At 42.6% G+C, this 14,150-nt stretch carries 6 protein-coding genes; 5 read left to right on the top strand and 1 reads right to left on the bottom strand.

The features are described from left to right. The first annotated feature begins 67 nt into the window (after positions 1-67). The 4 genes from FD725_RS25000 to FD725_RS24985 all read left to right on the top strand — a co-directional run bounded on the left by FD725_RS25000 (position 68) and on the right by FD725_RS24985 (position 11,196). Positions 68-1,054 carry a hypothetical protein gene (locus tag FD725_RS25000; RefSeq protein WP_179050642.1) on the top strand — a complete coding sequence of 329 codons (987 nt, stop codon included), beginning with the start codon at positions 68-70 and terminating at the stop codon, positions 1,052-1,054. Between the two features lie 8 nt (positions 1,055-1,062). Further along, positions 1,063-2,223: an acyltransferase gene (locus FD725_RS24995; protein ID WP_179050641.1), complete on the top strand. Its 1,161-nt coding sequence runs from the start codon at positions 1,063-1,065 to the stop codon at positions 2,221-2,223. A gap of 142 nt (positions 2,224-2,365) precedes the next feature. Next, positions 2,366-6,856: a non-ribosomal peptide synthetase gene (locus FD725_RS24990; protein WP_179050640.1), complete on the top strand. Its 4,491-nt coding sequence runs from the start codon at positions 2,366-2,368 to the stop codon at positions 6,854-6,856. 2 nt (positions 6,857-6,858) lie between these two features. Beyond that, positions 6,859-11,196, top strand: a complete 4,338-nt coding sequence (locus FD725_RS24985; protein ID WP_179050639.1) for a non-ribosomal peptide synthetase — start codon at positions 6,859-6,861, stop codon at positions 11,194-11,196. A 123-nt stretch (positions 11,197-11,319) separates the two neighbouring features. Here FD725_RS24985 and FD725_RS24980 read toward each other — a convergent pair whose 3' ends face one another. Beyond that, the gene (locus tag FD725_RS24980; protein WP_179050638.1) at positions 11,320-12,369 is read right to left on the bottom strand and encodes a sugar transferase; all 1,050 of its coding nucleotides are present in this window, start codon (positions 12,367-12,369) and stop codon (positions 11,320-11,322) included. A gap of 821 nt (positions 12,370-13,190) precedes the next feature. On the opposite strand from FD725_RS24980, the gene FD725_RS24975 reads away from it, so the two are divergent. Beyond that, positions 13,191-14,111 (top strand): WecB/TagA/CpsF family glycosyltransferase, encoded by a 921-nt coding sequence (locus tag FD725_RS24975; protein ID WP_179050637.1) that lies wholly within the window; start codon positions 13,191-13,193, stop codon positions 14,109-14,111. Positions 14,112-14,150 lie beyond the last annotated feature (39 nt).

Raw genomic sequence — 14,150 nt, 5'->3', positions numbered from 1 at the left:
TGCTTAGTCTTTGGGTTATCAAGCCCAAAGAAATTTTTTTTAAAAGTTAGCAAAAACAATTTTTTATATGTCATTAACAAATCAGCAATTAAATTCCCGTAGTCAATCCCCCTTAATAATTCCTGAGCGCATTATTGAGACAGATACCTCAACCTTTACAGAGAAGTTTAACCGATCGCCTTTCATGTTCTCTCACAATTTGGCTGATCATCCATTATTCGATCTACCCCGCTTGGTGACACTGGCAGATACTATCCTCAGCCAAAACGGCAGAATCACTTGTCAGAGTAGCAAAGTATCTGTAGACCGCAAATGGGCAGACATCCCACCCAAAGATCAAGTTGCGGAATGTCTAGCGCAGATTGAAGACTCTGAGTCTTGGTTATTGCTTTACAATGTGCAGATTGTGCCAGAATACAGAGCGTTGCTAGAGCAAATCATTGGCGAACTAGAAGAACTCACGGGTGTACCTCTGCACAAACAGATCACATGGCGAGATGCCTATATTTTTGTGGCTTCTCCCCACTCGATTACGCCCTATCACATTGACCATGAATCAACCTTTCTCTTCCAGATTCACGGTGCTAGGACGGCTAATATTTTCAATCCCTATGATCCCACAATTCTCAGTGAGCAAGAAATTGAGCGATATTACATTGGTGATTTAAGTGCAGCCAATTACACACAAGAGAAACAAAAGAAAGCCAATGTCTATCCTTTAGTAGCGGGTAAGGGAGTCCATCATCCAGTCCGCGCGCCTCATTGTTTTCAAAACGGTAATAGCTATTCGGTCGCTATGGGTGTTCATTTCTGTATGCGTCCCTATGATTTACAGGCGCGGATTTATCAAGTCAATTTTATCTTGCGGCAACTCCGTTTAGAGCCTAAACCACCAGGTAAATCGGCGCTGTCAGACAAAATCAAAATCTGGGTGATGGGGTTACTCTCGAAACGTAAGCCAGGAAATAAGTATGAGCTAATTCGTTCAGGGGTGATGAAACTGCGATCGCTTGCAGAATTATTCATAGGTATGAAGAAATGGATTAAGCGTTAATTGAGGCCATGTCTAAATACATCAAACCCTTAACTTCCCTGCGAGGAATAGCTGCTTTAATTGTAGTTATTCACCATTTTGCTTATTACGGTTTACCGCAAGTAGGGATGATGTTTTCATCCCATAGTGATTTTTTCCGTAATGGTTATTTATCGGTAGATTTCTTCTTCATTTTAAGCGGTTTTATTATGGCTCACGTTTATGTCAGCCATTTTGACTCTGGTGTGAGTGGAGATAAATATCGCTCTTATTTATTCTCCCGCTTCGCCAGAATTTATCCTCTACATTTATTCATGCTCTTGCTGTTTATTGGCATGGAAATAGTCAAACTATTCTGGCTCAATCTTCCTGCTTTCACTGGCAAGTTTAACTTGACGGCTCTTTTTGCCAATGTTGTGCTTTTACAAGCTTTTGACTTAAATTGTCCACCTTTATTTAAATGTGATACCTACTGGAATGAACCAGCTTGGTCTATTAGTGTAGAGTTCGTCATTTACTGCGTATTTCCGATTCTCTTATTTTGCTTATTAAAAACACCCCAAAAACGTGATTTACAAATATACATCACCACTTTAATTGGGATGTTGCTAGTAATATTCATTGCTGCTGGGAATCTAAATAATATTATTGGCATTCCGGCGATCGCTAGATGTGGTCTAGAATGCGTACTTGGTATTTTAAGTTACAAATTTTATTGTCGTAGTACCCAAAAAACTTTTTTTAACCTGGATATAATAGCAGTCATAGCTATAGTCTGGATTGTCTTCATTATGCAGTACAACTGGGGTGACTTGCGGTTTATTCGTAGTGTTCATGACTGGCTAGTGCTACCAGCCTTTTCTCTACTAATTTTAGCTGTATCTATTCATAGTAATGGTTTCATCACCAAACTACTAAACTCATCTATCATGCTATATTTGGGGACTATATCTTACTCAATTTACATGATTCATTGGTTTTTACAAGAATTCTTAAAGCTTTTCTGGTTTTATAAATTTCATGTAAATTTTGGTAGCGATTTCCATGAATATCAGACTTGGATGAGTTTGGGTCTGTTTGTCACGGCTGTATTATTGATAGCATCACTGACTTACCAATTTATAGAACTGCCTATGCGTAGCTATTTAAAGTCAATGAGTTTTGTAAAGAAATATGTTTATCGTCAATAAATTAACTGTTAGTCATTGAGTTATTCATGGAATTATCCGCAGCATTTGTGAGAAGATATAAATCCCCATAATGTTACCTTTCTCGCAAACGAATTTAGATTTAATATTTTTTTACATTTTTTTAGATAATTAAGGTGGTTCTATGAGTTTATTACCAGTAGATTCTCAATTAACGTCTGTTGATTTTGATCCGTTTGCAGATGGAGAATTACTATTAACGGCTCCTGCCACCGAATCGCAAAAAGAAATTTGGGCATCTGTACAGATGGGGGATGCTGCCAATTGTGCATACAACGAATCCCAATCCTTGCGCCTCAAAGGAAAACTAGATTTAGCAGCCCTCCAGTCAGCCTTACAACAATTAGTCCAACGCCACGAAGCCTTACGGACAACCTTCAGCACTGATGGCAGTACACTCTGTATAGTAGCTGCCTTGTCAATTGACATCCCCACCATTGACCTTTCTGCTGTAGAACAGTCAGATCAAGAGGCAAAAGTGGCGAGTTTGCTACGACAAGAGGTAGAGAAACCATTTGACTTGGAACATGGCCCCCTCTTTCGCGCCCAAATTATCAAACTGCATCCACAAGAGCATTTAGTGACTTTGACTGCCCATCATATTATTTGCGATGGTTGGTCTTGGGCAGTACTGATGCCAGATTTGGGACAAATGTATTCTGCCTTGCAGCAAGGGAAAAATGCAGATTTGGCAGAACCAGACTGTTTTAGTGAGTACGCCATTTTACAAGCAGACGAGGCAGAAAATCCCGAAGCAATTACCACAGAACAATATTGGTTAGATCAGTTCGCTAACTCTGTACCGGTGGTAGATTTTCCCACAGATCGCCAGCGTCCACCACTGCGAACCTTTAACTCGGCCCGTGAAGATTGGCAATTAAACCCAGAACTCGTCACTCACCTCAAACAACTAGGGACAAAACTGGGTTGTAGCTTGATGACGACAATCTTGGCAGGGTTTGAAGTCTGGTTGCACCGCCTCACAGGACAAAATGATTTAGTTGTGGGCATATCTGCTGCCGGACAAGCGGCTACAGGACAGTATAATCTTGTAGGTCATTGCGTAAATTTATTACCATTGCGGAGTCATGTTAATAGTGAACAATCCTTTAGTGACTACCTGCAAGCTAGGCGATCGCCTGTGTTGGATGCCTACGATCACCAGCAGTTTACCTTTGGCAGTCTGGTAAGAAAACTATCATTACCACGGGATGCTAGCCGTATTCCCTTAGTGCCGATTATCTTCAATATCGATCAAGGGTTAGCAAGTGATAAACTCCCCTTCGCAGGCTTGGAGGTAGAATTTTTCTCCAATCCCCGTTCCTTTGAAAACTTTGAGATATTTATCAATGCCACCGAATTACGTGGACAACTCACCCTAGAGTGCCAATACAATACCAACTTATTTGCAGCTGACACCATCCGCCGCCGCTTGGCAGAGTTGGAAACCTTGTTATCGGGGATAGTAGCCAACCCCAATCAAACCATCGCCTCCTTACCCCTCCTGCCAGCATTTGAGCAACAGTTACTAGCCGACTGGAACAATACCACCAAGACTTATTCCCAGGATCTTTGCATTCATCAACTATTTGCTGCCCAAGTTGAGAAAACACCAGAAGCGATCGCCATTATCTTTGCTGACCAACAACTAACCTACCGCGAACTGAATCACCGAGCGAATCAACTGGCGCATCATCTGCAAACCTTGGGTGTGAAACCAGAGGTACTAGTGGGGTTATGTGTGGAACGCTCTGTGGAAATGGTCATAGGAGTCTTAGCCATCCTTAAAGCCGGGGGAGCCTACCTACCCTTAGATTACACCTACCCCCCAGAACGTTTAGCGTTCATGCTGCAAGATGCGCAAGTATCAATACTATTGACACAAACCCATCTCCAAGCCACCCTACCCCAGCATCAAGCCCAGACGATTTGCCTCGATAGTGACTGGCAAACCACAACAGAGGAATTGCCCAACCCCACATCTGATGTCACCCCTGACAACCTCGCCTACCTCATCTACACATCAGGTTCCACAGGTCAACCGAAAGGGGTGCAAATCGAGCATCGCAGTGCGGTAAATCTCCTCCACAGCATCCAGCAAGCACCAGGATTAACAGCTGAAGATACACTGCTTTCCGTCACCAGCTTATCCTTCGACATCGCCGTTTCCGAAGTTTTCCTTCCCCTGATCACTGGGGCAAAATTGGTGTTAGCCAGTCGAGCAGAAGCTGCTGATGGCAATCAACTCCTAAAATTGCTCAATACCCACAGTGTTACCTTCATGCAGCCTACGCCAATTACTTGGCGACTGCTACTAGCCGCAGGCTGGCAAGGTAGCCCCCAATTGAAGATGATTTCCACGGGTGAAGCTTTACCCAGAGACTTAGCAAACCAACTGTTACCGATGGGTAAAGTGTTGTGGAACCTCTACGGGCCGACAGAAACCACCATTTGGGCTACAGGTTGTCAAGTTGTCCCAACAGATCAACCAATCAACATTGGTCATCCCATCGCTAATACTCAGACCTATATTTTAGATGCTCATTTGCAACCCGTTCCTGTTGGTATCCCTGGTGAGTTGTATATCGGTGGTGCAGGATTGGCAAGGGGGTATTTAAATCGCCCTGATTTAACTAGCGAGAGATTTATCCCCAATCCCTTCAGCACTGATCCCCAATCCCGGTTATACAAGACTGGAGACTTGACTCGCTATTTACCTAATGGAGAAATTGAGTACTTAGGACGGATTGATTATCAAGTCAAAGTCCGGGGTTTTCGGATTGAATTGGGTGAGATTGAAGCGACAATGGCCCAACATCCGGCGGTGAAAGAAGCGGTGGTTGTCGTTAGAGAAGATATTCCCGATGAGAAAACTTTAGTTGGCTACTTGGTGGCTAAACAAGCAGCTGAACTTGAGTTACTAGGCGATGCACATATTCAAGACTGGAATCAAAGATGGGATTTACTCTATGAATCAGCTTTAAAGAATGCTACACCAGAATCTCTGCAAAACCAGACTTTAAGCGATGCCGCAATTATTAAACAGTTAACTAATCAAGATAACTTTGAAGCACAAGTCCAAGAATGGTTAGAGCAAACTGTAGCGAGAATTTTGGCTCTCAAACCCAGTCGCGTGATGGAAATCGGCTGTGGGACAGGACAAATTTTACTGGAAGTTGCCCCCCAATGCACATATTACTTGGGAACAGACTATGCAGCCCCAGCCATCCAAGCATTACAAAAGCAACTACAATCATCCACCAAAAATTTACCAGAAGTTGTTCTAGATCACAGAAGTGCTGATGATTTCCAAGGAATTGAACCTGATTCCTTCGATACGGTAATTATCAACTCAGTTGTCCAGTATTTCCCCGATGCGGGTTATTTACAGCAAGTCTTAGAAAAGGCGGCAAAGGCGGTAAAAACAGGTGGTTGGATTTATGTCGGTGATGTCCAAAGCTATGGATTATTGCCAACTTATCATGCAATGGATCAACTCAAGCGATCGCCTGCTTCCATGCTCATCGACAAATTCCAGACAATTGTCGAGAATCGCGTCAAAAACGAAGACGAACTCGTTGTTGATCCCGGTTTCTTTTATGCCCTGAAACAGCAGATTCCGGAAATTGGGCATATGGAGTTCCAACTGCGTCGGGGTAATTTATGGAATGAAACCACCCAGTTTCACTATGATGTCTTTTTGTACATAGGAACGCCAGAAAAAATTAACAATCAGCCAACTTGGCATGATTGGCTAGATGAACAGTTAACTATCACGGAATTGCGGCGCATTCTGGAGACAACAAAACCCGAATATTATTGCCTCAACAGAATTCCTAACGCCCGCCTTCAAACAGAAGTGCAAGCTTTAGCCTGGTTGCAACAAGACCAAAATCTAGCGACTGTCGGCGACTTACAAGCCAAGCTTCAGACAGTTGCACCAGGAATTGATCCAGAGCATCTCTGGCAACTAGGAGCAGAATTCCCCTATAAAGTTGACCTCAGATGGTCAGATGCCGCTAAAGATGGTTATATAGAAGCGGTTTTCCTGCGCCTAGATCAGGCAATGCAAATAGCATCTCCCCCACCCCAGCAAATATCTGGTGCTACTGCCAATAGTCCCATGCTCAAGCAAGCCGAGAACTATCAGCTAATTCCCGAATTACGCCAGTTCCTGAAACAACGCTTGCCCGAACACATGGTTCCGGCTACCTTGATGATCTTAGAGGCTATGCCACTGACACCCAATGGCAAAGTAGATCGCCAAGCCCTCCCCAAACCTGATTTAGTGCGTCTGGAACTGGAAGCCAATTATCTCGCACCACGTACCCCCACGGAACAGCAAATTGCCGATATTTGGACTCAAGTACTGCGGTTAGAGCGTGTGGGTGTACATAACAACTTCTTTGAATTAGGCGGACATTCATTACTGGGAACTCAGGTAATGGCTCGTCTTTATCAAACTTTTCAAGTCAAACTGCCCTTATCCATCTTATTTGAAGTGCCGACGATCGCCGATTTAGCCAAACGCATTGAAGTGATTACCATGAGCGCCCAAACTTGGCAGGCTCCCCAGTCTGACTTAACCGAAGATGATGAAGAAGGAGAGATATAGCCATGATGATGCTGAAGCCAGTTGTGGAACTGCCCAAACAGGACAAAGACAGTGTGAGAACAATCGATACCTTGTTATCGGAGTTACACCAACTAGAAGTAAAATTGTGGCTAGAAGGCGAGCGTCTGCGTTATCGTGCGCCCAAAGACGTGCTGAGTCCACAACTGTTAGCTGAACTCAAAGAGCGCAAACTCGAAGTCATCTCCTTCTTGCAACAAGTCAGTGCGGCGAAAGTGGCTAACAAATTGCCGCCAATTGTCACAATTCCCAAAGATAGCAACTTACCCCTGTCTTTTTCTCAAGAACGGCTATGGTTACAGCATCAGCTAGAGCCAGATAGCCCCATCAATAATATGCCCTACGTTTACCGTCTCCAAGGCAAACTCAACTTCAAAGCCCTGGAACGGAGTCAAAACGAAATGCTGCGACGACATGAAATCCTGCGTACCATTTTCGTGGTGGAGGATGGACAACCCGTACAGCAAATCAAACCAGAAATAACCGTACCTTTGACAGTTATCGATCTGCAAAAATTGCCCCCAGACGAAAAAGATGGGGCAGCAAAACGTGCCGCCGAAGCAGATATTCGTCGTTCCTTCGACTTGGAACAAGGGCCAATGGTGCGCCTTACCTTGTTTCAACTCCACCCAGAAGAATACATTCTTATAGTCAACCTGCATAGAATCGTTTGTGATGGGACTTCTTGCGATATCTTCTTCCGGGAATTACTAGCCTTATATCAAGCCTTCTGCAAAGATCAACCCTCTCCCCTAGCACAACTCCCCGTCCAATATGGAGACTTTGCTCACTGGCAACGCCAATGCTTACAAGGAGATTTACTCCAGCCAGAAATAGATTATTGGCAAGAAAAACTCAAAGGTGATTTATCTCCCTTACCCCTACCCACCGATTATCCCCGGCCGCCAGTCCTCAGCTATCGGGGTTCTCGGCGTTATCTCTTGTTGCCACCATCTTTGAGTGAGTCCTTAAATAACTTAAGTCAGCAAACAGGATCTACCTTGTTTATGACCCTGATGGCAGCCTTTAAAGTGCTACTCTATCGCTACACAGGCCAAGAAGACATCCTGATTAGCTTTTCTCATGGGGGGAGAACTCAAGTAGAAATTGAGAACTTAATTGGCCCTTTTACCAAGACATTGGCACTGCGGACTTTGCTAGGAGATAGCCTGAGTTTTCGGGAACTGCTGAAACGAGTCCGTGATAATGCCCTAGAAGCTGATACTCATCAAAATGTCCCGTTTGAAAAACTCACTGATGAATTAGGGCGGAAATCGCGGTGGGGACGTTTACCTTTGTTACAGGTGCTATTTGCCCTCAATCCCCCTTGGAAGAACGACAATACTTTATCGACAATAGAATTACCGGAACTAACCATCAATTCTTTATTTGGTTATGTCTACGTCGGAGAAACCAAATTTGATTTGAGCCTGGTGATGCGGGAAACAGACCAAGGTGTCAGGGCTGTATTTGAATACAACGAGGATCTGTTTGAGGGAACTTCCATCGCTCAAATGCTGGAGTGTTTTCAAGTGCTGCTAGAAAATATTGTGACTAACCCAGATTGCAGTCTGGCGATGTTGCCTATACTTAAACCCGCACAAAAGCAGCAATTATTGGTAGGCTGGAATAATACAGCTTGCAAACATACCACAAGTAAGTTTTTGTGTCAAGCAATTAGCGAACAGGTACAGAAGAATCCCCAAGCGATCGCCTTAATCATCGGTGAGCAACAATTAACCTATCAAGAGTTAAACGCGCGTGCCAATCAACTAGCCAATTACCTGCTCACATTGGATTTACCCACAGCCACACCAGTGGCTATCTATATGCAGCCATCCTGGGAAATGGTGGTAGCAATTTTGGGTGTTCTCAAAGCTGGGAAAGCTTTCACATTGCTGGATTCCATTCATTATGGGCAAAGTTCTCCTACCTCGCTCGTGTTAACTCAAAGCCAGCTTTTATCCGACTTACCTCACCATCAGCAAGTAGTCGCATTCGATACCCAGTGGCAAGCGATCGCCAAACATCATCAAAACGATCCCGATTGTCAAACCACAGATGACAGTCTCGCCTGTGTCATTTACGTCCCCAATCCCCACGGTAAACCAGATGGGATAGAGATTAGCCACCAGAATCTGCTGAGTCACAGTTTAGCAATGAGTGAAGTTTGGCAATTGACCCCAGGCGATCGCGTGTTAACATTTGCTGCCAAGGGTAGGAATGCGATCGTTGAATCCCTGTTTTCTAGCTTCATCAGTGGAGCAACAGCTATTCTCCAACCCCAGGAAATTCCCAACTCACCCCTAGAGTTTTTCTCCTTAATTACTCAAAAACAAGTTACCATCCTCAATTTACCCACTGCCTTTTGGTATGAGTTAGTTAACGCCGCCTCCCTATCTCCTCAATCCTTACCAGCAAACCTACGCCTAGTCATGGTGGGAGGAGAAAAAGTTGCCCAAACAGCTTATCAAGCTTGGGTAAAACTCTTTGGGCAACAAGTACGCTGGTTAAATGCTTACGGCTCAATAGAGACAACTTTCACAGCCACAATTTACCACCCAGAAACGGCGAATCAAGCCACAAGTCGGCGAGCAGAGATCCCCATCGGTAAACCAATCGCCAACACCCAAATCTACATTCTCGATCGCCTATTGCAACCTTTACCAGTCGGCGTTCCTGGGGAAATTTACATTAGTGGACTTGGTATTGCTCAAGGTTATAGCGATCGCCCCAACATAACATCTGAGAAATTCATCTCTAATCCCTTCAGTCCTGAACCCAACTCTCGCCTCTACAAAACTGGTGATTTAGCTCGCTACCTCCCAGATGGCAATATTGAGTATTTAGGACGCAACGATCACCAAGTCAAAATAGACGGTTTTCGGATCGAGTTGGCAGAGATAGAAACTTTATTAAACCAACACCCAGCCATAGCTCAGGCGGTAGTCATTGCTAATCAACCTCCGGCTGGCAACAATCGCTTAATTGCTTACATTGTTCCCCAAACAGGAGAGACATTAACAACTGATGAGTTGCAGAGTTTTCTCGCTCACCAGTTGCCAGATTACATGATCCCGGCTGATTATGTCAGCTTAGAATCCCTTCCTCTCACTGCCAATGGCCAAATCGATCATCGTGCCTTACCAACACCTAATTTTGTCCAGCAAACGTCAGAAGTTGTGTTTGTCGCTCCCCGTGATCAAGTGGAAATGCAACTAGTAAAAATTTGGGAAAAGATTTTGGGTGTACAACCCATCGGCGTTGAAGATAACTTTTTCGCCGTAGGCGGTAACTCCTTCTTAGCAGTGCGCCTATTTTCGGAAATTGAAAAGCATTTTGACAAAAACTTCCGTTTATCAACCCTGCTGCAAAGACCAACAATTGCCCAACTTGCAGAGGTGATTCGCCAAGAAGCAGCACCCCAAGTTTGGGAACACTTGGTAGTGATGAAACCGGGTATACCTAGCAAGCTACCATTCTTCTGTGTTCATGCTATTTGGGGCAACATCCTATTCTATCGGGGATTAGCCAGTTATTTAGACCCAGAGCAACCCTTCTATGCTCTACAAGCGAAAGGTCTAGATGGTCAACAAACACCGATGACTTCTATCCCAGAAATAGCCTCTAGCTGCATCAAAGAAATGCGAAAAATGCAACCACAAGGCCCTTACTTGTTGGGTGGCTTTTCATGGGGTGGTACATTAGCTTTAGAAATCGCTCAACAACTGCAAGCACAAGGTCAAGAAGTGAAATTACTGGCAATCTTTGATACGGGCGCTCCCATAGCTAACAAATTTGATGGTAATCAGGCTAGTAATAGCAAACCACAATCTTTTTGGAGTCAGGGCTTATTAAGGTTGAGAAATTTACAGAAATTGCAGTTTTCTGAGCGATTAACTTATCTTTGGGAAAAGCTGTATTGGCATTTAACAGCCGGGAGAGTGAGTATTATCTACAGATTTTACTTGCATTATGTGAAGCGATCGCTCCCAGAACTATTCATCTACAATGTAGTCGCAGCTAATTATCAGGCGTATAAAAAATACGTAGCTCAAGAATATCCAGGGAAAATTACTCTTTTCCGTGCAATTAATAATATGACTCAGTTAGAAAATAGCCCTGATTTACGTTGGGGTCAGATAGCCACCAATGGAGTAGAGATTTACGAAGTTTTGGGAACTTCTCACACTGGTCTGATGGAAGAACCCCATGTCAAGCTACTCGCTCAACAATTGCAATCTTGCCTAGAGCAACTACAGCCAGACAAGACCACAATTAAAGAAGTCTCAAGTACAGTTTTGTCACGGGAATACTGCTAAAAACCAACTCACGTATTTGTTTTGTGATTAAAGTTTTTTGCTAAAAAACAAGATACCCGAATCGGTTGAGCATTCGGGTATCTTGTTTTGATAGCTAGTAATAGACACACTAAGTTAGATAGATTAGCAAGCACCACTGTTTTTATTAAACAGAACTGCCACAGTTTTGAAAATTAACTGCAAATCGTACGACAAACTCCAGTTCTTTTGATAGAGCAAATCCAGACGAATTACATCTTCAAAACTACGTACTGTTGAACGTCCGTTGACTTGCCATTCTCCAGTCATCCCTGGCTTCACATCCAAGCGCTGCCATTCTGGGACTTCATAGCGTTCTACTTCATCGGGTGTGGGTGGTCTAGTTCCAACTAAACTCATGTCTCCTTTCAAGACATTCCAAAACTGGGGTAGTTCATCAATGCTAGTCCGGCGGATGAATGTACCTACTCGTGTGATGCGGGGATCATGTTCATTCTTGAAAAAAGCCCCCTGGACTTGATTTTTCACTTGGGATTTTTTCGCTTCTGCATCTACACACATCGAGCGAAATTTCCAGATTTTAAATCGCTTGCCCATCCAACCACAACGAATTTGACCAAAGAAAATAGGGCCTGGATCGTCAATTTGAATAGCGATCGCCACAGGAATCAACAAAATTCCTGTAATCACTAAGCCAACTAAAGCACCAACAATATCTATTGATCTTTTAATCCAAGATCCTACGGAAGTGTGAGTAGCTGGTAATTGCTCTTTTTGGCGAGGAGAAATTTTTTGTATATTTACGACTTGGTTGGCTGCTATGGAAGGTGTTGTACTACTAGACTCAATCGCAAAAACCTGATGTAGTTCTGTTAAGTTGAGGACTGCCAAAACTTGAGGGGTGACATTCCTCAAAAGCATGATAATTTTTGCTTCTTGGGTAGTTTTCCAACTATTAATCAAAGCTCCTAAACCACTACTATCCATAAAAGTGGTTTTTTGGAAGTCAAAAATGATCTCTTGCGGACGTGTGTCTCCTTGGATTAGGTCTTGGCAGGTTTGCTTCAAGCTTACTGCTTCAAATACACTAAACCTCTCAGGTATCTGGATGATTACTGTTGCACTCAGGGTAGTGATGGGAAAACTTACCTCGGTCAATTGTTCAGGTACGAATGTCTGCACTGTCGTTGCCATATTAATTTAATTTGCTGAATATTCTCTATGTCTGGAAAATCACTGAATATTCAATCCAGTTGTCAAGAAATATCTGTTGTACTTAAAATACCACCTTTGATTTTTGGAAATGTCAGATATACGGATTTTTTCAAGATTCCAACAGAAACAACACACAACTATAAACTTTTTGTAAAGTAGTTACTGAGGTAAAACCATTTGCGGAAAACATCAGTGAAATATAAAGATATCATTCACAGCACTATAAATTTTTGTCAAAGTCTAGTTAGTTTTCAGGAATTTTACCAAGTAAGCTTTAAAACGTGATATCCTAACCATAGGAAATTACAGAGAAACAGATAGTACAACCATGAATAAGCATTTTAAGCATTGATACACGTAGTTCAGTAAAGACTAAAATTAATAAACATTAACGATTCTTAATCAGCTAGTACAAGTATCTGACGGTAGTAACTATCAAGTTAGTTCTTGATACAAAGTCTTGAATAAAAGGCATAGACTAGCAACCATAAGTACTAATAATACTGCAAAAGTTACTCAACACAGCTAGCTGAAAAGTTAAGATATTTAACCAAATCAATCCTGATTTAATTTGAATTAAAGCTTAAGTTTGAATAGTATTTTGTAGATTGTACTAGAATGCAAAATGTAAAAAATATCAAAATCCATAGAACTCGTTTGACTTTTGATATTTTGATGTTCCCAGGCTATTCGATGATTCCCTAAACCTGCATTGTCTTGTGTGTTTCTCCCATCAAAAGCAATGATTTGGCTAGACAGTGAATATTTTGAACCAATGAGTTGCGGTTTTTACAGTATTTATGAAACAAGCTAAGGTGCTGAATGTAAGTATTAACAACATCACGATGGTGGAGTTGTTAGAAAAGTTACAGTTTGGTGGTGTTGTGTTCACTCCCAACGTGAACCACATCATGCAATTACAGAAGAAATCCGACTTTTATTCTGTTTATCAAAAAGCAGATTACACAGTTTGTGACAGCAAAATTGTGTTGTATGCCTCTCATTTCTTAAATGCGCCGATTCAAGAAAAAATAGCGGGATCAGATTTATTTCCAGCGTTTTGTGAATATTATCGGCATGATGAAAAGATCAAAATCTTTTTACTAGGTTCGGAACCTGAAGTAGTCAAGACAGCGCAAAGAAAAATCAATGCCAAAATCGGGCGGAATATAGTAGTTGCATCACATTCACCTTCTTTTGGATTTGAGAAAAACGAACAAGAATGTCAGGAGATTGTTAAACTGATCAACTCTTCTGAGGCTACAGTTTTAGCAATTGGTGTAGGTGCGCCCAAACAAGAAATGTGGATTGCCAAATATCAACAACAATTTAAGAACATCAAAACCTTCATGGCTATTGGTGCAACGATTGATTTTGAGGCTGGTTATGTGAAGCGATCGCCTAGATGGATGAGTGAAGTTGGTTTAGAATGGCTCTACAGACTCATCAGTGAGCCTAAGCGACTGTGGAAAAGATATGTTTTTGATGCGATTCCCTTCCTATTTTTAATCTTGCAACAAAGACTCAACCTTTACAGTAATCCTTGGTCAGAGACTCAACCCAGTGGTCTCCACGAATGGGAGAAAAGAAGCTTGTCAAAGATATTTCAGATGACAGATAACATCACCTCAAGTAATGAACATCTGAATGTGACTTCAGAAACAGAACCCATGTTGCAAGAACACATACAAACAAATCTTCTGACGAAGGAACTTCGCTAACTCTCAAACTCCAATCCAGCGTCATACTCATACATAGAT

Source organism: Nostoc sp. TCL26-01 (assembly GCF_013393945.1).
Classification (GTDB): Bacteria; Cyanobacteriota; Cyanobacteriia; order Cyanobacteriales; family Nostocaceae; genus Trichormus.
Note: the sequence above shows the minus strand (reverse complement) of the source record. Positions and strands in the feature narration are given on the sequence as shown.